The sequence below is a fragment of the Diaphorobacter sp. JS3051 genome (assembly GCF_015832135.1).
Classification (GTDB): Bacteria; Pseudomonadota; Gammaproteobacteria; order Burkholderiales; family Burkholderiaceae_C; genus Diaphorobacter; species Diaphorobacter nitroreducens.
On the sequence record NZ_CP065406.1, the window covers coordinates 1,847,115 to 1,868,731 of the forward strand.

The following is a 21,617-nucleotide window of genomic DNA, read 5'->3' on the forward strand; positions in this document are numbered from 1 at the left end:
GAAGGGCCTTAAGCAGGCGTCACGCTGACCGTATGCTTGGACAACGCGCCCTTCGTGCCGAAGGAAACATGGCCATCCACCAGGGCGAACAGCGTGTGGTCCTTGCCCACGCCGACGTTCACGCCGGGGTGGATGCGCGTGCCGCGCTGGCGCACGATGATGGAGCCGGCGCTGATCAGCTCACCACCGTAAGCCTTCACGCCCAGCATCTTGGGCTTGGAATCGCGCCCGTTTCGCGTAGAGCCGCCGCCTTTTTTCTGTGCCATGAGATCAGCTCCCTGATTTAAGCGGCGATCGCCTGGATCTGCAGCTCGGTGAACTGCTGGCGATGGCCTTGACGTTTCTGATAGTGCTTGCGACGGCGCAGCTTGAAGATGCGCACCTTGTCGTGCTTGCCGTGGGCCACGACCGTAGCCTTCACCGTTGCGCCGGACACCAGGGGCGTGCCGACCTTGAGTTCAGCGCCGTTGCCGACTGCCAGAACCTGGTCGATCACGATCTCCTGGCCTACTTCCGCAGCAATCTGTTCTACCTTGATTTTTTCGCCAGCGGCAACGCGATACTGCTTGCCGCCGGTTTTTATGACCGCGTACATGTAAACCTCGAATCTGAAATTGGAGTTCTGCGGACGGATTTCCACAGAACCGAAGATTCTATCACAAGCACCCGAAACCGATCCAGGCAACGCGACACAGCGCCCCAGGGGTCCCCAGGCCCCCTGGGGCGCTTCCTATAATTGCCGCTTCACTTCACCACCACCGATCACCTTGGCCGCCAACTCCCCCAGCACCGCCGCCACCCTCGCCCTGATTGCCGACGACATGCGGGAGGTGGACAAGGTCATTGCAGCGCGGCTGCAATCGTCCGTCCCGCTTGTGGGCAGCGTGGCCCAGTACATCATCTCGGCGGGCGGCAAGCGCCTGCGCCCGGCGCTGCTGCTGCTGACCTGCGGCGCGCTCGAATACAAGGGGGAGCAGCGATTCAACCTCGCGGCGGTAGTGGAATTCATCCACACGGCCACCCTGCTGCACGACGACGTGGTGGACGAATCCACCCTGCGCCGCGGCCGGCCCACCGCCAACGAGACCTTCGGCAACCCGGCGAGCGTGCTGGTGGGCGACTTCCTGCACACACGCTCCTTCCAGATGATGGTGGAGGCAGGCAGCATGCGCATCCTGCAAGTGCTGGCCGACGCGACCAACGTGATCGCCGAGGGGGAAGTCCAACAGCTCATGAACACCCATGACGCGTCCCTGGACGAGGCCGGATACCTCCACGTCATCCGCTCCAAGACCGCCAAGCTGTTCGAGGCCAGCGCCCGGCTCGCCGCCATCCTGGCCGGCAGCACGCCCGACATCGAACAGGCCTGCGCCGACTACGGCCAGGCGCTGGGCACGGCCTTCCAGGTCATCGACGACGTGCTGGACTACGACGGCGACGCGCAGGAGATGGGCAAGAACCTCGGCGACGATCTGCGCGAGGGCAAGGTCACGCTCCCCCTCATCATCGCCATGCAGCGCGGCAGCCAGGCGCAGCGCGAGTTGCTGCGCAACGTCATCGAAACAGGCAGCGCCGACGAACTCCAGCCCGTCATCGCCATCATCCGCGAGACAGGCGCCCTGACCGCCACCCGCGACGCGGCCGCCGCTCAGGCCCGGCTGGCGATGGATGCCGCCGCCAAGCTTCCCGCCAATCCATACACCAAAGGTTTGCTACAATTAGCGGCTCAGCTACTTGAACGCCGGACTTGAATTCCGGGCGGTTCGGGGACGCGATCGGGGTGTAGCTTAGCCTGGTAGAGCGCTACGTTCGGGACGTAGAGGCCGGAGGTTCGAATCCTCTCACCCCGACCAGGAAACCACAGAAAAAGCCCATGTGAATCAATCACTTGGGCTTTTTGCTTTGAATCGTCATTCATGCCGATTGAGAGTAAATTTGTCCCATCGTTGTCCCAAATTTGTCCCAATGCTCTCCATGCTTGCGACACCGACGGGCGTTCTCGACGTGAAAGATACTTGACGACCACGCGGGTGTGCCCTTACCGTACTGTCATTCATAGTCATTGACAGCAGCATCTACGTGAAGCTCTACCGCAAGCAGCCTCCCGCGATCGAGATCGCCGCATTTTGGGTGATTGCGGTGTCCTGTGCGGTTGGTCTGCTGGGCCATTGCGCTGTTTTTTCGGCCGAGCATATTCAAGCGCTATCTTGGCTCGGCCCAATCGCTGGCAAGTTGATGATGCTTGCATTGGTCTGCGCGCTGCTAATCTTGGCAGGGGCGCCTTTCTATGCGTTTCCTTGGCTCACGCTACGAATTGTCTTGCAGGGTGAGCGGCATCTCCCGTCGCCGCCTTCGCACAATCTGATCGATTTCAAGCCGAGCACCGACACGCCTCCTCCTCGGCCTCACCTTCACTGACCCCAGGTGCCGCGCGCATAGCGCGTGGCGTTCGGCGGCCACGCCGCTGACGACCAGTGAAGAGTGATAAATGTTCGAAGCATCTCATGCAGCTGCAGAAGGCCAGCTGCCCAAAATACTTTTCGTCGAGCAGCTGTCAGCGCTGCTCGGAAAGACAACAAACACGATCCGTACATGCGCGACCAATCGCAAGTACGCTCATTTGATCCCAAGGCCATTCAAGTTGCCGCACAGCCGACGGCTCTGCTGGTACGAGCATGAAGTTTTGGAATGGATTGAGTCCAATCGTCCAGCACTCCCCCCTCCAACCAAAAGGTCACGAGGGCGGCCAACCAAGATTGAGCAACTTTCGCGAGCGCGCTGGGAGCAGCGAAACGCACCGATCCGAAATCGTGCAGGGGGTCAAAAGTGAAGGCCCACACATCGCACGACAAACTGCTTGCGAGCAGCGAACTGATCCGTGCCACCCCACCCGTTGGCGATGACCTAGCCTTCCACTATTCGCTGTTGTGCTCGCTTGGATTTCCTCGACGCCACGTCCCAAGTCGCGAATTTCTGCGACAAGCCGGGGAAGGATGGCTGCACGTGCAGGCAGGAGTCCTTGACGTAGGCGATGGCCCGGTTCTACAGCCTGTACCTTACGGAAGCATGCCGCGTCTTGCGCTCATCTGGATTTCTACTATCGCTAGACGCTCCAACTCCCGCGAAATATTCCTCGGCCGTAGCGCAGCTGAATTTTTGGGAATGCTCGGCTTCGACCAGCAAGGGCGCCGGTACTGCACACTGCGACAGCAGCTGCACGCGCTGGCTGCTTGCAGGATACAGCTGGGCTTTCGTGGACGCACAATCAACGAATCGGTGATCAAACGCATCGATGCTTGGCTCCCGTCTGCCCACAACCAACGCGCGACATGGCCGGGCACTCTCGTGCTCGAAACCGAGTTCTTTGACGAGCTTGTGCAGCATTCAGTCCCCTTGGATGCGCGCGCATTGCACGTCCTGCGCGGATCAGCGTTGGCGATTGATGTGTATGCCTGGTTGGCACATCGTCTTTACCGGCTCAACCATCGGCCACTGTGGCTGCCGTGGCATACGCTCAAAGACCAGTTCGGTCACGAATACGTCGGTAAGCATGGCCTCGGGGACTTCTGCACCAGCTTCAAGACTGCCCTGGACAAGGTGTTGATGGTTTATCCCACTGCAAGGGCCTGCATTCAACGCGGTGGCATCGAACTGCGCCAGTCACCACCACCCGTCCCCACCAGGACCTGGCTGCCGATGAAAGCTACTTCACCAATCACAAAGGAAGCGGCATGAACGATCTGCTCAAAAAACTGCAGGAATTGGAAAAACGCTGCCGAGCGATCCTGGATGCCATGTTCTCACGAGATGCGCGGGAGCCCCGAAGTGCCTCGCCCAAAACCGAGATGGAGTATGAGCGACAAGCTCAGCAGCTCCTTCGGCGTGCCCGACACGTCGAAGGCGGCCTGTTCTATGTGGTTCAGTCAACAACTAGTGTTGCGACATTTCGAAAGCGCCTGGCGGCTCTACAGCATTTCCTTTGCACGCAGCAGCAACAGCTGACGCAGCAGTTGAATGCGCCGGTGGTAAAAGCGGCAGAAATCTTGCACATAAGGCTGCTTTTGCAACTGAAGAACCTGCAAACGCTGCAACGCTTGCGACAGGAAGGCATGACAGGCCAACGCGCCAAACGTCGCAGCAAACGCCAGGCCCTGGCTGGACTGCCGACCAACTGGCGCACCACCCTGTGCAAGCAAGCAGCAGGCGGTCGGTATCTGTTTCCCCTCATCCTGCTGAGCTTGACGGGATGCCGTCCGAGTGAGCTGGTGAATGGCATTCACGTTTGGCGTACCAAGGAGGCAGCCAGTGGCAGATCGCTGATCCATTTCAGCATTGCGGGAGCAAAAGTCAAAGCCTCGCAGGGCCAGCCGGTTCGGACAATCACCTACGACGCGAAAGACCCTCACCCCTTCATCGTTGTCGTCAACGGACTGCTGGATGCTCAGCCAGAGCCACAGGTTTTCGCTCAGATCAGCAGCGCTGTCAATTTGACTGTGGAGATACGCCGTCTGGCCCGTAGTCTGTGGCCCAAACACAAGCAGCCGATTACGGCCTACTGCTTCCGCCACCAATTTGCCGCAGACATGAAGGCCAATGGTGACGACGAGGCTACAAGCCGCAGCTTGGGACACATCAGCGCCGAAACCCGGCGTGCGTACGGCACTGCTGGTCAAGCCAGCAAAGGAGAGCGCGTTCGTCCTGCGCGCATTGACTCACAGCGCCCAGTGAAACCACGTCGTCGAGGGCCATGCACAAAGCGGCGTGGCGACCTGGCACCGTAAGACCTGACTACCCGCCTGGGCGGCGCGTCGCGCCGCAGACGAAGGATCGTCGCTTATCGGGGTAATTTCCACGAAAATTCCCTCGATTTTCGGTACTATTACCTCAATTCATCGTATCCAAATGCTTCTGCATGCACTCGCTCTCGCCCGAATACATCGCCAAGCTGCGCTTCAATGCACGGCAACTGGCGATGCTGCGCACCCTGGGTGAGCAGCGAGGCAGGCAACCGCTCCATATAGCTCAGTTGCCCGAGGTCTTGAATGACGTGCGTCGCGTGGCCATCGCCGACTCCATCGAATCGTCCACCCGACTCAATGGTGTCACTGTGGCCGGGCACCGACTCAAGTCCCTCGCACTGGAAAAGGTGACGCCGCAGAATCGTGCAGAGCAAGAAATAGCGGGCTATCGCGATGCCCTGAAATTGATATGTGACGGCGGTGATCGGATGCCTCTTTCAGAGAGTATCGTCCTCCAACTCCATGCCACTTTGCACCGCTACATGCGACAGCCAGGCGGGCAGTGGAGGACTGCCGACAGCGACATCATCGAGGGCCTCTCCGGCTACAGTTTTCACCCGGTCGCTGCACACCTCACGCCCGTGACAATGGAAAGCTTGGTAGCACGCTACCGTACGGCGCTCGATCAGCAACTGGCCGACCCGTTGGTACTGGTCCCACTGGTCATCTTCGACTTCCTCTGTATCCATCCATTCCCGGACAACAACTGCCGCATGGCCAGGCTACTGAGCTTGCAGTTGCTTTGCCACTTCGACTATGCCGTGGGCCGCTTCATCAGCCTGGAACGCATTTTCGAGAACTCTAAAGAGGACTACTGCACAGCGGTAGGTGCCAGTTTGCAAGGCTGGCATGAGGGTATCCACAACATTACCCCCTGGTTCGATTACTTCTGGGGAACATTAGTGTGGTGTCTCAAAAATAGATAGAACTATTTTGACCGGTGTTGGTCGAATCAGCTTCCTTATAGGAGACTACGCTGATGGCCCACCCTGGACGCCCCGCCACGAAGCTGCAGATCACCGATGCCGAGCGCGCAGAGCTGCATGCGCGACTGCGCGTACGCAAAGCGCCCGAGGACGAGAAGCTGCGCATGCGAATCGTGCTGGGCTGCGCAGATGGGGAGTCGGGCACCATGATTGCCCAACGCTTGGGCACGACGGTGCAAACTGTCTCCAAGTGGCGGCGGCGCTACCGGGCGTATCGTCTGGCGGGTTTGACCGATGCCCCGCGCGCTGGCCGCCCGCGCAGTGTGGGCGACGAGCAGGTTCAGCTCATTGTGGACAAGGTTCGCCAGAGCAAGCCTGACAACGCCACGCACTGGAGCGTGCGCCAGATGAGTCGGCACGCTGGCGTATCGCCCGCGACGGTGCAGCGCATCTGGCATGCCTTTGGGCTGAAGCCGCACCTGCAAGAAACCTTCAAGCTATCGACGGATCCCCATTTCGTGGACAAGGTACGGGATGTGGTGGGGCTGTATATGGCACCACCCGATCGCGCCTTGGTGCTGTGCGTGGACGAGAAGAGCCAGATCCAGGCTCTGGATCGCACCCAACCAGGGTTACCACTGACGTTTGGCAAACCCAGCACGCGCACGCACGATTACAAGCGCCATGGCACAACGTCGCTGTTTGCAGCGCTGGATGTGGCCACTGGCAAAGTCATAGGACAGCTCAAGCGCCGTCACCGCAGTGTGGAATTCCTGCAGTTCCTCAAAGCCATCGATGCAGCGGTGCCTGGCGAACAAGACATCCACCTGATCATGGACAACTACGGCACGCACAAGACGCAGGCAGTGCGGGCCTGGCTAGCAGCCCATCCTCGCTACCACGTTCACTTCACGCCCACCTCAGCGTCCTGGCTCAATCTGGTCGAGCGTTTCTTTAGCCAGATCAGCGAGCAGTGGATCAAGCGCAGCGCCCACACCAGCGTTGCTCAGCTGGAGCAATCCATACGGGAATACATTGATCGTCACAACGAGGATCCCAAGCCGTTCGTGTGGCATAAAAGTGCGGACACCATCTTGGCATCTGTGGCGCGGGCAGCGAGTACCATTATTTGATGATTACTTTTGAGACACCACATTAGCGCGCGCCTACGAGGAATTCGAGGATCGGATAGGCACTATCGAACGAGGGCGCGGCGCCAAAGGCGACCGAGTGCGCACAGAGATCCTGAAACACCGATTGCCTTTTTCCATCTCGGAGATCGAGAAGGCTTGTCCCGGCGTAAGCCGCGACATGGTGCGTTTGACTTTGCGCACCATGAAAGCCGAGGGACTGATAGAGCCGACAGGCAAAGGCAGAAATGCCAAGTGGCAGCACACGCAGAACAGGTAAGAAAGGGTTGCACCGTGGATGACGTTTTTCAGTTTCGCAATCAATTAGTCGAGCGCTACAGCAACTTCTCACGCAGCTTTGTCCGCATTGCCGCTCCCGACATTCAACGAGAAGTCGAGAGCCAGTACCAAGATGGCCGCTACTGGCCAGAGCCTCTCGTACAGATCAACCCCAACTACCAACGCAAAGGCACGGTGCAAACGCTGGCAACCGAGGGCGTGCTTCATCCCGTTTGCGCCGACGTATTCCAGGCTGGCAAGCCGGAGGGAAACCCGCAACCCCTGCACCTCTATGCCCATCAGTTGCAGGCACTCGCCAAAGGCCAGTCAGGGCAAAGCTATGTCGTGACCACCGGGACCGGCTCCGGCAAATCGCTGTCATTCTTCATTCCGATCATCGACCGAATCATCAAGGCCAAGGCAGAAGGCGGTAAACAACGCACCCGAGCCATCGTCATCTACCCGATGAACGCCTTGGCCAACAGCCAGCTGGAAGAGCTGGACAAATTCCTGCACGGCTATGCCCCCGATCAGCGGCCCTTCACCGTCGCCCGCTACACCGGGCAAGAAAGCAACCCTGAGCGCGATGCCATAGCCGACAACCCGCCGGACATTCTGCTCACCAACTTCATGATGCTGGAGTACATACTCACCCGCTTTGACGATGTGGATCGCAAGGTGGTGGACCATTGCGAAGGGCTGGAGTTTCTGGTGCTCGACGAGCTCCACACCTACCGAGGCCGCCAGGGGGCGGATGTGGCCTTGCTCGTACGCCGCCTGCGTGAGCGGCTCAAGGCCGACAAGCTGGTGTGCATTGGCACCTCAGCCACCATGTCCAGCGCAGGCACCGAGGCGGATCGCAATCGCACCGTCGCAGAAGTTGCCTCCAAACTCTTTGGCGCATGCATCAGCGAGCATGACGTGATTGGGGAGACCCTTGAGCGCGTCACCGACCCGCTCAAGGACGTTTCAGCCATCGCAGCCGAACTGCCTGCCGCCATCGCACGAGAAACCCACCAATGGCCTGACTTCCAAACCTTCCAGCGCGACCCTCTGGCCATCTGGGTGGAACTCAACCTGGGCATCGAGCTACCCGACGACGAACCACCGCGCCGCGCCAAGCCAAAAACCATCCAGACCGCCAGCGAAGATTTGGCACGAGATGCCCAATGCTCTGTCTCTCAGGCCCGCATGGCCCTGCAGCGTTTTCTGGTGGCCGCGCATGACGTTCGCACACCCCAAGGTCGTCCGCCTTTCGCCTTCAAGCTACACCAGTTCATCAGCGGCCCCGGCAAGGTGCTCACCACGCTGGAGCCGACGGGCCAGCGCCACATCACCCTGGATGCGCAGCGCTTTGCCCCAGGGCGTCAGGCCGAGGGCGTGCACCTCTACCCCGCCCACTTTTGCCGAGACTGTGGGCAGGAGTACCTGCCAATTTGGCAGTCTGGGCAGCATCCCACCATCTACTTGCCGCGAGAAATCGACGACGTCAGTGCCGACGACAGTGAGGATGCCAGCTACGGTTTTCTGTGCCCAGTCAACCCAAAGCAGCCATACACCGGGCAGCTTGAAGACCTGCCTGAGACTTGGCTGGATCTGAGTCGCAATGAGCCCAAGATCAAACCCGCTTACAAAAAGGCGATCCCTTACCATGTGGCCGTTGATCCCCAGGGGCACGAAGGTGCCGGAGAAGCCTTCTGGTTTATCCCCGGCAAATTCCGCTTTTGCTTGAGTTGCGGCACGGTGCATGAGGCACACGGCAAAGACGCCAACCGTCTGTCCAGCCTCTCTGGAGAGGGTCGATCATCGGCCACAACGATGATCGCGCTCAGTGCCCTGCAGCAGCTCTTTGCACTACCCAATCCCGCACATGGCCAACCCGATCCCCGCAAGTTGCTGGGTTTCACGGATAACAGACAGGATGCCGCCCTGCAAGCCGGTCACTTCAACGACTTCATTTTTCTACTCACTCTGCGTGCGGGCCTCATCGGCGCATTGCAGGACAACTCTGGCGTACTCGATGAAGAACAATTGGCCGAAGCCGTTTTCAAGGCGCTAGGCTTTGGCCAAGTCGATCAGGGCACGCTGGTCGAATACCTCCGATCACCCAAGCTCATGGGACCGGCACGACAGCAGGCGCAGCGCACACTACGCTTCATCATCGCCTATCGATTGCTGCGCGACCTGCGCCGTGGCTGGCGCTACAACAACCCGAATCTTGACCAGTTGGGGCTGTTGTCCATTCGCTATCGTGGCCTGGACGAATTCTGCGCAGACACTGGTGCATTCGCAAAAAACAAAGTGCTTGCCAAGCTCAAACCGGCTGACCGTGCCCGCTTGTGCAACCTGCTTTTTGACCACCTGCGCAGCCACCTGTGCCTCGAAACCCGTTATCTCGATCCCGTCGAGCACGACAAAGCCCGTACCAGCGGCCACACCTACCTCACCGAACGCTGGGCATTTGCTCCTGATGAAAAACTGGAAACGGGCCGCTATCTCATCCTTGGCAAGCGCCCTGAATACAAAGGTAAACCGCGTGCTGACTTGGTCACCGGAGGCCCTCGCTCACGCCTTCTGCGCCTCGTCAAAACATCCAGCCTTTGGCAAGACTCGGTCTTCGCCACCGAAACCAAACACTGGAAAGATACCGAGTGGGTAGAACTGGTCCAAGACTTGCTGCACGCTGCGAGTAACTGCTATGTGCAAAAGTACGCCATCGATACGGACCTCGCCGGCTGGCGCCTCAACGCCGCCGCATTGGATTGGTGCCTGACGGCAGAACAGCCCCAGGACGAAAACAGCCGGATCAACACGTTCTTCCGTGAGCTCTACCTCAGCATCGCTGACCTGCTGCGCTTGCCATCGCACCCCCTGTTCGAGTTCGAAGCACAGGAACATACCGCGCAAGTGGATGCGCCGCGCAGACAACTACTGGAACAGCGCTTTCGCTACACCGACAAAGACCGCAACGACTGGGCACAAAACCCAGCACACGAAGCACCGCTGGAGCGCCTGCCCGTAATGTTCTGCTCGCCCACCATGGAACTGGGCGTGGACATTTCCGCGCTCAACACCGTGTACCTGCGCAACATGCCGCCCACCCCCGCCAACTACGCGCAGCGCAGCGGGCGTGCCGGGCGCTCAGGCCAGCAAGCCCTGGTGGTGACCTATTGCGCGGCACTCAGCCCGCACGACCAATGGTTCTTCCACCACGCCAACGACATGGTGCATGGCGTGGTGCGTGCGCCGACCCTGGACTTGGCCAATCGCGACCTCGTGGAAAGCCACCTGCAGGCGGTCTGGCTGGCCAGCACCCAGATGAAGTTGGACCCCAGCATTGCCCCCATGCTCGATCTCGATCAGGAAGGCAAACCACTGAAGCCGGCGTACCTGGACGCCTTCACGACTCCCGACGTGCGGGCCCGTGCACTGTCCAGCGCCCACGGCGTGATTGAACAACTACAGGCAGAACTCAACGACAGCCACTGGTATACACCCGAGTACGTGCAACAGGTCATTGACCGCGCTCCCCAGCAATTCTCGGGAGCCCTGGAGCGCTGGCGCGTGCTATTTGACGCGACCCGCCAACAAATGGACATGGCCGACCACATCGTCAAAAGCCATACCGCCTCGCACGCCGAGCGCCAAAACGCCCAACGCCGCTATGGCGATGCTGCGCGCCAATATGCGGTGCTGCTTAAGTCAGGCAATGGCCAGAACACCGACTTCTACACCTACCGCTACCTCGCCAGCCAGGGTTTTCTGCCCGGCTACAACTTCCCCCGCCTGCCCCTCATGGCCTGGATTCCCGCGCGCGGCGGGCAAACCACCAGTGGCAAGGACGACGAAGGCAGCATGGTCAGCCGCCCGCGCTTTTTGGCACTCTCCGAATTCGGCCCACGCAGCCTCATCTACCACCAGGGTCGAATGTACCGCGTGGTGCGCGCCAAGCTCAACGTCGGCAATGCCGACCACATCTCCGGCAACAGCCAGCTATCCACCATCACATCCCTGGTGTGCAGCCAATGCGGCTACGGCCACCTGGGAGAGCAGGGTGGCAGCCAACCCTTGGTCAACCGCTGTGAAAACTGCGACGCCCTGCTGACCGAAACCGACTGGGTGCGCGATCTCTATCGCATCGAAACCGTGGAAACCGTGCCGGTCGAGCGCATCTCCATCAACGACGAAGAGCGCCAGCGCCAAGGCTTCGAGCTGCAAACCACCTACCGCTTCCTGCCCGGGCCCGATGGACAGATTCAAAAACAGAAAGCCGATGTGCTGCAGGCAGAGCAGATCCTCGCCGAACTCACCTACGCGCCCGCCGCACGCATCTGGCGCATCAACCGGGGTTGGCGCCGCCGCAAAGACAAGGAACAACTGGGCTTCTACATCAACCCCATCACCGGCACCTGGAGCAAGCAGGACGCCCCCGATGCGAGCGACGACACAAGCAACGACGACGCACTCTTGGACAAAGTGCCCAACCAGCGCATCGTGCCCTTCGTGGAAGACCATCGCAATTTGTTGATCCTTGCCCCGGTGCATGCACTCCCGCTGGAGGCCATGGCCACGCTACAAGCCGCCCTCAAGCGCGGCATCGAGATGTCCTTCCAGATCGAAGAGTCCGAGCTGGTGGCCGAGCCCTTGCCCAAGCAGGCGGAGCGCCGCGCATTGCTGTTCTACGAAGCCGCCGAAGGCGGTGCGGGCGTACTCACCCGCCTGGCCAATGACCCCGCCAGCCTTGCTCAAGTGGCCAGCAACGCCCTGCAACTCATCCATTACCGCCCCCCTGCCGACGGCACCTGGCGACTGGAAGACTTGCCCTCCCAAGAAGCCACCGACGCCCTGGGCAACCACATTTGCGAAGCAGGCTGCTACCAATGCCTGCTGTCGTATTTCAACCAGCCAGACCACGAACACATCAACCGCCGCAACCCCGAGGCGCTCGCTCTGTTGGTGGCACTGGCCAACGCCCAGGTGAAGCCCCGCCTCCTTGAAGATGGTGAGCAGGCGGCCGCCAATGGCACCCAGGCAGCCATAGCTGGCGACTCACTGGAATCACGCTGGTTAGCAGCCCTGAACCAGGCGGGCCTCGCCCCACCCGATGCACTGAATCTTCCCGTCAACCAGGGCACAGCCACCGCCGCAGCCCAGTACAAGGCAGCCCGCGCACTGGTTTTTCTCACTCCGGTCGATGCAGGTATCACAGCAACCTTGCAGGACAAAGGCTGGCAGGTGCTGGACTTTTCCGAGCCCGAGCATTGGGCCGCGCGCTTTGCTGAACACCATGCCGTGTTTGGCGCCACCTGCTGACGTACCTCCATCACGCATTCCATGACCACACTTGCCCACGACTTCCTGCCTGGCAACCTGGTTCGCGCCCGAGGCCGCGAATGGGTTGTGCAGACCGAATCGCGCCGCGACTGGCTGCGCCTGCGGCCCCTCGGAGGTGTGGAGGACGAGACCATCGCCCTCATACCAGAACTCGAACTGCTGCCCGTAGAGCACGCTACCTTCGAAGCACCCGATCCCGCACGCGCCGGCAACCATGCCGCCGCCCTCCTGCTGCGCGATGCCCTGCGCCTGACCCTGCGCGCCGGTGCGGGCCCCTTCCGTTCATTCGGCAACATCGCCGTAGAGCCGCGCGGCTACCAGTTGGTGCCTCTGCTAATGGCGCTGCGCCTGTCCACCGTGCGCCTTCTGATCGCCGACGACGTGGGCATTGGCAAAACCATCGAGGCCGGCCTCATTGCCCGTGAATTGATGGACCGAGGCGAAGTCACCCGCCTGGCCGTGCTTTGCCCGCCGCACCTGGTGGAGCAATGGCAATCCGAGTTGGAAGAACGCTTCAACCTGCACGCCGTGGCCCTCACCGCCGCCTCGGCCGCGCGGGTGGAGCGCGAACTGCCCCACGGCGTACCCCTGTTCGACCACCACCCCGTCGTGGTGGTGAGCCTGGACTACATCAAGAGCGAGCGTCACCGCGAGCAATTCATCGCCACCGCGCCCGAATGCATCATCGTGGACGAAGCCCACACCTGCGCCAGCAGCGGCGCGGGCAAGCAACTGCGCTTCGAGCTGTTGCAACGCTTGGCCAGCAACGCGCACCGCCACCTCATCCTGCTCACCGCCACGCCCCACTCGGGCGATGAAGCAGCGTTCTACAACCTGCTGTCCCTGCTGGACACACGCTTTGCGGCCCTGCAAGGCCGCATGTCCGCCAGCGACTCGCTACGCCAGGAACTGGCCCGCCACTTCGTACAGCGCCGCCGCAAGGACATTGCCGAATGGCAGGCCGAAACAGAAGACGGTCGCGGCTTCGCCCGGCGCATGAAAACCGAGCTGACCTACCAACTCAGCGGCGACTGGGGCAACTTCTTCGACGCCGTGCAGGACTACTGCCGCGAACTCGCAGAAACCGCCGAACGCCAAGGCACCGCAGGCGGCACCAGCCTGATGTGGTACGCCACCCTGGCCCTGCTGCGCTGCGTGGCCTCGTCCCCGGCGGCGGCCGTCAAGGCACTCACCACCCGACTGGAAGGCAGCGAGACCGCAGAAGACCTGTTGACCGACGAACGCCTGCACGATGGTGAAGCCGACGACCTCTCCAGCAGCGACCTGGAACCCCCCGCACAGGTACAAGACGCATCCCGCCTGCAAGCGCTGATTGCCTCGGCCCAACGCCTCTCGGGCCAGAAGGGCGACCCCAAGCTCACCGCACTCATCCAGCACGTAGACCAGTTGCTCAAGGACGGATACCACCCCGTCGTGTTCTGCCGCTACATCGCCACGGCGCACTACGTGGCCGAACACCTCAAAACCGCATTTCCTCAGGCCACCATCGACGCCATCACCGGCGAGCTCACACCCGAAGAGCGCCGCGAGCGAGTCGAAGACATGGCCGAAGCCGACAGCCGCATCCTGGTGGCCACCGATTGCCTTTCTGAAGGCATCAACCTCCAGCACCTTTTCACCGCCGTCGTCCACTACGACCTGGCCTGGAACCCCACGCGCCACGAACAGCGCGAAGGCCGGGTGGATCGCTTCGGCCAGCAGGCCCCCGAGGTGCGCTGCACCATGCTCTACGGCCAGGACAACCCCATCGACGGCTTCGTGCTCAAAGTCATCCTGCGCAAGGGCGAGGCTATCCAGAAAGAGCTGGGCGTGATGGTGCCCCTGCCCGAAGACGACGCCCGCATCAACCAGGCCCTGGTCAAGGCCGCATTGATGCGCCGCGAACACCGGGCTCAAGCCCCCATGCGGCAAGAATCCTTCGACTTTGGCGAACCCGAGCGCCTGCTCGCCCCCCTGCAGGCTCAATGGCAAGACGCCCTCGAAAAAGCCAAAGCCAACCGCACCGTCTTCGCGCAGCGCCGCATCCGCCCCAACGAAGTACTGCCCGAATGGCACAAACAGCAGCAGGCCCTGGGCACCCTGGCAGACGTGCAGCGCTTTCTGCAAAGCGCCTGCGTGCGCCTGGGCGCGCCGCTGGAGGGCACACGCCGCCCCCACCAGATGCGCCTGCTGCCCCAGCACATGCCCGAAGCCTTGCGCCTGCGCCTGTCCGACGAAGGGCTGGCCGCGCCTCAACTGATTGACTGGAGCGAACTGCACCGCAGCCACCCCCTCGTCGGCCTCTTCGCTCAGCACCTGCTGGAAGACGCCCTGGGCGCGGCGCACCCCCTGGCTGCCCGCTGCGCCGCCACACTCACCAACGACGTGGACGTGGCCACCACGCTGTACCTACTGCGTCTGCGCCACCAGCTCAGCTACGTGCGCCGGCGCGAGCCCTTCCAGATGATGGCCGAGGAAACCGTGGCCCTGGCCGTGCGCGGCCGCACCCAGCCCGAATGGCTGGTGAATGACCAGGCCACCCGCCTGCTCGAATGCACGCCCAGCGGCAACCTGCCCCCGGACGCCGTGCAGCGCGAAGTACGCCAGGCCATCGCCTTCCTGGCCGCGCACCCCGAGCAATTGCAGGCACTGGCCCAACGGCGCGCCGACAACTTGCTGGCCGACCACCATCGCGTGCGCGAGGCCGCGCGCGACGTGGGCCAATACAGCGTCAGCCCCTGCCTGCCTGTGGACGTGATGGGCGTGTACGTGCTGCTGCCGGATGCGTTGTGATGAACGCCCCCAGCGCCATGGAAACCGAAACCAGGGAGTTCAAAAAATCCCTGGCGGAACTCAAACAGGGCCTGGTCTCGCTGGCCGCCATGCTCAACAAGCACGGCCAGGCCGAGCTGTGGTTCGGCATCGCGCCCAATGGCAAGGCCGTGGGCCTGGACGTGAACGAGAAAACCCTGCGCGACGTCTCTCAAGCCATTGCCGCGCACATCGAACCGGCCATCTACCCGCACATCAGCCGCCAGGTGGTGGACGGCAAGCCCTGCCTGAAAGTCGAGACCGAAGGCTGGCAGTCACCGTATTTCGCTTACGGACGCGCTTACATCCGCGTGGCCGATGAAGACAAGAAACTCAGCGCCAGCGAACTCCAAAGCCTCATCCTGGAACGCAACCGCGACGCGCTGCGCTGGGAAAACGAACCCAGCGGCCTGACGCTGGAACAACTGGCACCCGAAAAAATCAGCCACTTCCTCACCTTGGCCAACCTGCCAGAAAGCGCCCCAGCCAGCGCCCTGGAAAAACTCGATCTGTTACGCCAAGGCACACCCGTCAACGCAGCCAAGCTGTTCTTTGCCCGCGCCCCCGTCCAATTGCGCTGCGCCGTATTTGCCACCCACACCAGCTCCACCATCATCGATCGTCATGATTTCGACGGCGACATCCTCGAACTGATCGAGGAGGCCGAGAAGTACATCCTGAAAAACATCCACATCGGCATGAGGCTGGAAGGCTTGCGCCGCGTGGACGTACCCGAAATCTCCCTCAAGGCCATCCGCGAATCGCTGGTCAATGCCTTCTGCCACCGCGACTGGCGCGACCCGGATTTCGTGCAGGTCGCCGTGTTCAAGGATCGGCTGGAAATCCGCAGCCCTGGCAGCCTCTACGGCAACCTGACCTTTGACGAAATACGCCAGGGCAACGTCTCCCGCCGCCGCAACCCGAAAATCGCCGAACTGCTGCGCCGCATTCATCTGGTGGAAGCCTGGGGCCGGGGGGTGCCGCTGATTCTGGAAAACGCACCGGATGCCAGCTTCATCGAAATCGGCGGCCTGTTCATCACCCGCTTCAAGCGACCATCGGCGCTGGAGGCCGTGGCGCAAGCCGACGCAAAGAAGACTCACCCAAACACTGGGACAGAAACACCGGCCACCACCCCAAAGACTGGCCTAAAGACTGGACCAAAAACCAGCCCAAAGACTGGCCTGGAACACTCGGACAACGCCAAAGAAACACCAAGAAAACACCAGCAAACCCTGCTTCAACTCCTGCGGCAGCGCCCTACGGCCAGCGTGCCTGAGCTGATGCAGACCACTGGTCTGAGCACCAACGGCGTCAAGTACCACCTGAACCAGCTCAAGCGCACCGGCAAGCTGCGCCGCCATGGCCCCACCAAGGGCGGCCATTGGGAAGTCATCGACGAGGCCACCGAATAAGCATGAAACGCATCCGCCACCACCGGCAGCAAGCCACGCTCAACCTGCCTACCCTGCAGCTTGAAGGCAGCCTCTTCCTGCCCGACCAGCTCGAAAAAGCCGCCCAGGGCCGCGCGCAAGACCAAGCAGACACCGACTACGGCATCCCCAAAGGCGTCAAGCTCAAGGACGAATACAGCCGCGCCTTCCAGATCGCCTGCGCCCAGTGGCAGCACTTTGCCGCCCAAAGCGAGCGCGCCGACGTGGACGACCACGCGCTCACCCAAAGCTATGTGGCCGAACTGCTGCGCGATGCCCTGGGCTACGCCGCCGCGCAGTCCACGGCCACGGTGCAGGCCGGGGCCTTCGCCTACCCCGTCAGCTTCATGGCCGGGCCAGCCACCGCCAGCGTGCCCGTGCTGGTGGCCCCCCACTCCCTCGCGCTGGACGAAGCCGACCCGCGCTTTGCCGTGGCTGGCAGCGGCAGCCGTAAAAAGTCGGCCTTCCAGGCCATGCAGGAGCTGCTCAACGCCAGCCCTGACCACACCTGGGGCATTGTCAGCAACGGCCGCCAACTGCGCCTGCTGCGCGACGCCGCAAGCCTCACCCGCCCCGCCTACCTCGAATGCGACCTGGCCGACCTGCTGGGCGGCCAGCGTTATGCCGAGTTCGCCAACATCTGGCGCCTGTTGCACGCCAGCCGCGCGCCGCACACCGGCGGCGCGTGCATTTGGGAGCGCTGGCGCGAAGCTGGCAAGGCCGAGGGCACCCGCGTGCGCGACGGCCTGCGCCACGGCGTGGAACAGGCCCTGCTCACCTTCGGCGAAGGCTTCTTGCAGCACCCCGCCAACGACGCGCTGCGCGCCGCACTGCACGAAGGGCAGCTCAGCCAGGACGCCTACTTCCAGCAACTGCTGCGCCTCATCTACCGCCTCATCTTCGTCTTCACCGTCGAAGAACGCGGTGTGCTGCACCCGCAGGACGACAGTGCCGATGCCCTGGCCGCCCGCAAAGCCTACGCCGAAGGCTATGCCCTGGCCCGCCTGCGCCAGCTCTGCCTCAAGCGCCGCGCCCGCAACCGCTTCGACGACCACTGGCAGGCCATTCGCATCGTCTGGCGCGGCCTGGCCCAGGGCGAGCCCCGCCTGGCCCTGCCCGCGCTGGGCGGCCTGTTCGTGCCCAGCCAGTGCCCGCACCTGGACGCGGCCAGCCTGCACAACACCCACCTGCTGGCCGCCTTGCAGCACCTGCGCTGGGCCGTCACCACCCAGGGCAAAGCCAGCAGCCTCACCCCCATCGACTACCGCAACATGGGGCCGGAAGAGCTGGGCAGCGTGTACGAAAGCCTGCTCGAACTCGTGCCCACCATCGACCTGCCCGCGCGCCGCTTCGGCTTCGTCGGCCTGACTGAAGAAGGCAGCACCGCCGGCAACGCGCGCAAGCTCACCGGCAGCTACTACACCCCCGACAGCCTGGTGCAGCAGCTCATCCACAGCGCGCTCGACCCAGTGATCGCGCAGCGCCTGGCCGCCAACCCCGCCCAGCCGGTGGAAGCGCTGCTCTCCATCCGCGTCATCGACCCCGCCTGCGGCAGCGGCCACTTTCTGCTGGCCGCCGCGCGCCGCCTGGCTGAAAAGCTGGCCCAACTGCGCGCGCCCGAGGGCGCCGTGACGCCCCAGGCCTACCGCCACGCCCTGCGCGAAGTGGTGGGCCGCTGCATCTTTGGTGTGGACCGCAACCCCATGGCCATCGAACTGGCCCGCATGGCGCTGTGGCTGGAAGGCTTTGAAGAAGGTCGCCCCCTGGGCTTTCTGGACCACCACCTGCAATGCGGCGACGCCCTGCTGGGCCTGACCAACCTGGAGGCCCTCAAACAAGGCATTGCCAAGGACGCCTTCAAACCCCTGAGCGGCGACGACAAAGAGGTGTGCAAACAGCTTGCCAAACGCAACAGCGCAGGCCTCAAGCAACTGGCCAAAGACGTGCAGAGCGGCCAGCACCTGCTGGCCTTTGCCGCCGATACCGGCCTGCAGGCCCTGCAGGCGCTCGAAGCCCTGGGCGCCGACACTGCTGAAGACGTGGCCGCGCAAGAACGTGCGTACTATCAAATTTGTGAGCAGCTAGCACACAGCCCGCTTGCGCTGGCGGCCGATTTGGCTATCAGTGCCTACCTGCTACCCAAAACGCCAGACACCGCTGCACAGGTGCCCACCAGCGAAACCCTGCACACCGCCCTCACGGCCCCGCAGCTTCTGGCCGACCCTGGCTCAGACCAGGCCGCCACCGTAGCCGCCGCCCGGGCTGCTTGCCAGCAGGCCCGTGTGTTGCACTGGCCGCTGGCCTTTCCGCAGGTCTATGCCGCGGGCGGGTTTGACTGTGTGCTGGGCAACCCGCCGTGGGAGCGCATCAAGCTGCAAGAAGAAGAATTCTTTGCCACACGCCACCCCGCCGTGGCCGCCGCGCAAAACAAGGCCGAGCGCACCCGCTACATCAACGCACTCAGCCAAGGCCAGTTGGCGCATCTGCTGGCCAGCGCAGGCACCGGCACGCCCCTGCCCGAAGGCGGTAGCGCCGCTGAAAAGCGCCTGTACGCCGAATTCATCGCCGCCCGCCGCGTGGCCGAAGCCACCAGCGTCTTCATGCACGTGGATGGCAGCGATGGCGGGCGCTACCCGCTGACCGGCGTGGGCGATGTGAACACCTACGCCCTGTTCGCCGAAACCATCCTGCAAATCACCGCACCCACGGGCCGGGCAGGGTTCATCGTCCCCACGGGCATTGCTACCGACGACAGCACCAAAGCCTACTTTGGTCACATCAGCCAAACGGGGCGGCTGGTCAGCTTGCTTGACATTGAGAATCGCTCCAAGCTTTTCGCTGCGGTGGACAGCCGCATGAAGTTCTGCCTCATCACACTGGGCCAAGCCGAGGCTGCAGAGTTTGTGTGCTTTGCGGAGCAAGTCGAGCAACTGGCCGACCCGCGCCGCCGCTTCACCCTCACGCCCGACGAATTCCGCCTCATCAACCCCAACACGCTCACCTGCCCGGTGTTCCGCAGCAGCGCCGACGCCGCGCTTACCAAAAAGATCTACCGCGCCGCCCCCGTGCTCATCCGCGAAGCCGTGTGGGCCGGTGAAGGCAAGCAGGCCAAGCTGGTGGAACCCGAGGCCAACCCTTGGGGGATTTCGTTCTCGACCATGTTCCACATGTCGAACGACAGCGGCCTTTTCCTGAACGCCCCCGCCGAGGGCCGCCTGCCCCTGTACGAAGCCAAGCTCATCCACCAGTTCGACCACCGCTGGGCCACCTACACCCCCGATGGCGACAGCCGCGACCTGCTGCTTGCCGAAAAGCAAGACCCAGCCACCACCGTCACCCCACGCTACTGGGTGCAGGCGCGCGAAGTCTGGCTGCGCGTGGCCCGCCTGCCCCAGGACCTGCACAAGGCCCTGAAAGACGGCAACCCAGACGCCACTGTGCTGTGCGCCACCCAACTGCTGTTCGGCTGGTGGCTGCAGGAGGCCCGCCGCCGCGACCCCGCCGTGGGCACCTACACCACTTGGCAGGCCTTTGTGAGCCAGCACCCCTACGCCCGCGAAGTGGCACCCGTCAGCCTGGGCCTGTGCGGCAACAACCCGGCCAGCATCCAGCCCTTGAACGACAACTACCTGCCTGCCGAGGGCACGGTGGAGGTCTTCATGTCCAACGAGCGCCACGGCACTGCCTGGTACGCCGTGGATGCGCAGGCCGAGCAAACCGTGCTCGACTTCACTGCCGACCACCGCCACCTTCCCGCACCCAGCGGCCCCTTGCACGACCGCGACGCCGTGCTGGCCCTGGCCGAGCGCTGGTTGCAAGCGGCTTGCCCGCAGTGGTTGATGGGGTGGCGAGACATTTGCCGAGCGACTGACGAGCGCACGGTGATTGCGTCGGTAGTGCCGCTGGCTGGGGTGGGGCACACCATGCCGCTGTTTTTCACGTCGCAGACGGCCGCACACAACGCCGCCTTGCTGGGCAATCTGGGGGCTTTGGTGCTGGACTTCTGCGCACGGGTCAAAGTGGGCGGCACCCACTTGACCTATGGGTATCTCAAGCAGTTTCCCGTGCTACCTCCTGACCGCTACACCGAAGCCGATCTGGCCTATATCGTCCCGCGCGTACTTGAACTGACCTACACCGCACACGACCTGGCTGGCTGGGCCAAAGACCTGGGCTACAACGGACCACCTTTTGCCTTCAATCCTGAGCGCCGTGCCGCCCTGCGCGCTGAACTCGACACCTACTACGCCCGCCTTTACGGCCTTACCAACGACGAGCAGCGCTACATCCTCGACCCTGCTGCTGTCATGGGTGAGGACTATCCCAGCGAAACCTTCCGTGTGCTCAAGAACAAGGAGCTGCGCGAGTTTGGCGAGTACCGCACACAAAGGCTGGTGTTAGCGGCGTGGGATGCGCTGCAGGCACAACCCGCTGTCGCCATTCCTGCACCCCAACCAGCACGGCGCACCGCGCCGCTTCCCATCTATGCGCAAGGCGGCACACCGGCTTCCGCAGCCGAGGATTGGCTGGCGGGCCTGGTGTGCGATGTACTCCTGCAGGTCGGCCCGTGCGACGACAACCGCCTGCGGCGCATCCTCTTGGCCCCGTTACCTGAAAGCACTCCTTCCATCGAGGCGCTGCCTTCTTGGCTGGCACCCGTGAACACGGAGCGCTGGGCGCATATCCGTGGCTGGCTGCACGGCCTGCTGGGCGTTCCCGTGACGGCACCACTGTCCATCCGCAATCCGGAGGCGCTGGCCGACGTGATCGGAGATCACCGCACCCAATCACTGGCTGCCGCATTGATCCAGGCCCACGATCAACAGGAGGCGGCGCTGAAAGAAGTACTGGCCGGTGCTGCATCGGTCGTGCAGTCCAACGAATTACGCAAACAAGGGTAATCCG

At 62.6% G+C, this 21,617-nt stretch carries 11 protein-coding genes, 1 tRNA gene and 2 pseudogenes; 12 read left to right on the forward strand and 2 right to left on the reverse strand.

What is annotated here, in order from left to right:
* Positions 1 to 8 precede the first annotated feature (8 nt).
* Positions 9 to 266: a 50S ribosomal protein L27 gene (gene rpmA, locus I3K84_RS08850; RefSeq protein WP_011804286.1), complete on the reverse strand. Its 258-nt coding sequence runs from the start codon at positions 264 to 266 to the stop codon at positions 9 to 11.
* Between the two features lie 17 nt (positions 267 to 283).
* Positions 284 to 595 (reverse strand): 50S ribosomal protein L21, encoded by a 312-nt coding sequence (gene rplU / locus I3K84_RS08855; protein WP_011804285.1) that lies wholly within the window; start codon positions 593 to 595, stop codon positions 284 to 286.
* A gap of 172 nt (positions 596 to 767) precedes the next feature.
* On the opposite strand from rplU, the gene I3K84_RS08860 reads away from it, so the two are divergent.
* The 12 genes and pseudogenes from I3K84_RS08860 (at position 768) to I3K84_RS08910 (ending at position 21,613) form a co-directional block, all read left to right on the forward strand.
* Positions 768 to 1,751 carry a polyprenyl synthetase family protein gene (locus I3K84_RS08860; RefSeq protein ID WP_011804284.1) on the forward strand — a complete coding sequence of 328 codons (984 nt, stop codon included), beginning with the start codon at positions 768 to 770 and terminating at the stop codon, positions 1,749 to 1,751.
* A gap of 25 nt (positions 1,752 to 1,776) precedes the next feature.
* Positions 1,777 to 1,853, forward strand: a tRNA-Pro gene (locus I3K84_RS08865).
* A 226-nt stretch (positions 1,854 to 2,079) separates the two neighbouring features.
* Entirely contained in the window at positions 2,080 to 2,418 is a 339-nt protein-coding gene (locus I3K84_RS08870; RefSeq protein WP_011804283.1) for a hypothetical protein, read from the forward strand.
* Between the two features lie 648 nt (positions 2,419 to 3,066).
* Complete coding sequence (locus I3K84_RS08875) at positions 3,067 to 3,735, forward strand: replication protein RepA (protein WP_231403470.1); 669 nt, start codon at positions 3,067 to 3,069, stop codon at positions 3,733 to 3,735.
* Positions 3,732 to 4,781: an integrase gene (locus I3K84_RS08880; RefSeq protein WP_196995926.1), complete on the forward strand. Its 1,050-nt coding sequence runs from the start codon at positions 3,732 to 3,734 to the stop codon at positions 4,779 to 4,781. The genes I3K84_RS08875 and I3K84_RS08880 overlap by 4 nt, the downstream gene beginning before the upstream one ends.
* Positions 4,782 to 4,912: 131 nt before the next feature.
* Positions 4,913 to 5,704, forward strand: a pseudogene (locus I3K84_RS08885) (Fic family protein); the annotation flags it as partial.
* Positions 5,705 to 5,778: 74 nt separating this feature from the next.
* Complete coding sequence (locus I3K84_RS08890; RefSeq protein WP_005801445.1) at positions 5,779 to 6,858, forward strand: IS630 family transposase; 1,080 nt, start codon at positions 5,779 to 5,781, stop codon at positions 6,856 to 6,858.
* A gap of 22 nt (positions 6,859 to 6,880) precedes the next feature.
* Positions 6,881 to 7,135, forward strand: a pseudogene (locus I3K84_RS22235) (cell filamentation protein Fic); the annotation flags it as partial.
* Positions 7,136 to 7,149: 14 nt separating this feature from the next.
* Positions 7,150 to 12,447: a DEAD/DEAH box helicase gene (locus I3K84_RS08895; protein WP_011804277.1), complete on the forward strand. Its 5,298-nt coding sequence runs from the start codon at positions 7,150 to 7,152 to the stop codon at positions 12,445 to 12,447.
* A gap of 21 nt (positions 12,448 to 12,468) precedes the next feature.
* Positions 12,469 to 15,261, forward strand: a complete 2,793-nt coding sequence (locus I3K84_RS08900) for a helicase-related protein (protein ID WP_196995928.1) — start codon at positions 12,469 to 12,471, stop codon at positions 15,259 to 15,261.
* A gap of 17 nt (positions 15,262 to 15,278) precedes the next feature.
* Positions 15,279 to 16,694, forward strand: a complete 1,416-nt coding sequence (locus I3K84_RS08905; protein WP_196995929.1) for an ATP-binding protein — start codon at positions 15,279 to 15,281, stop codon at positions 16,692 to 16,694.
* A gap of 2 nt (positions 16,695 to 16,696) precedes the next feature.
* Positions 16,697 to 21,613: an N-6 DNA methylase gene (locus tag I3K84_RS08910; protein ID WP_196995930.1), complete on the forward strand. Its 4,917-nt coding sequence runs from the start codon at positions 16,697 to 16,699 to the stop codon at positions 21,611 to 21,613.
* The last annotated feature ends 4 nt before the right edge of the window (positions 21,614 to 21,617 follow it).

Bases quoted from the DNA above. Each gene is read 5' to 3' on its own strand.
- rpmA (WP_011804286.1), bottom strand. From the start codon at position 266: ATGGCACAGAAAAAAGGCGGCGGCTCTACGCGAAACGGGCGCGATTCC.
- rplU (WP_011804285.1), bottom strand. From the start codon at position 595: ATGTACGCGGTCATAAAAACCGGCGGCAAGCAGTATCGCGTTGCCGCT.
- I3K84_RS08875 (WP_231403470.1), top strand. From the start codon at position 3,067: ATGCCGCGTCTTGCGCTCATCTGGATTTCTACTATCGCTAGACGCTCC.
- I3K84_RS08880 (WP_196995926.1), top strand. From the start codon at position 3,732: ATGAACGATCTGCTCAAAAAACTGCAGGAATTGGAAAAACGCTGCCGA.
- I3K84_RS08890 (WP_005801445.1), top strand. From the start codon at position 5,779: ATGGCCCACCCTGGACGCCCCGCCACGAAGCTGCAGATCACCGATGCC.
- I3K84_RS08900 (WP_196995928.1), top strand. From the start codon at position 12,469: ATGACCACACTTGCCCACGACTTCCTGCCTGGCAACCTGGTTCGCGCC.
- I3K84_RS08905 (WP_196995929.1), top strand. From the start codon at position 15,279: ATGGAAACCGAAACCAGGGAGTTCAAAAAATCCCTGGCGGAACTCAAA.
- I3K84_RS08910 (WP_196995930.1), top strand. From the start codon at position 16,697: ATGAAACGCATCCGCCACCACCGGCAGCAAGCCACGCTCAACCTGCCT.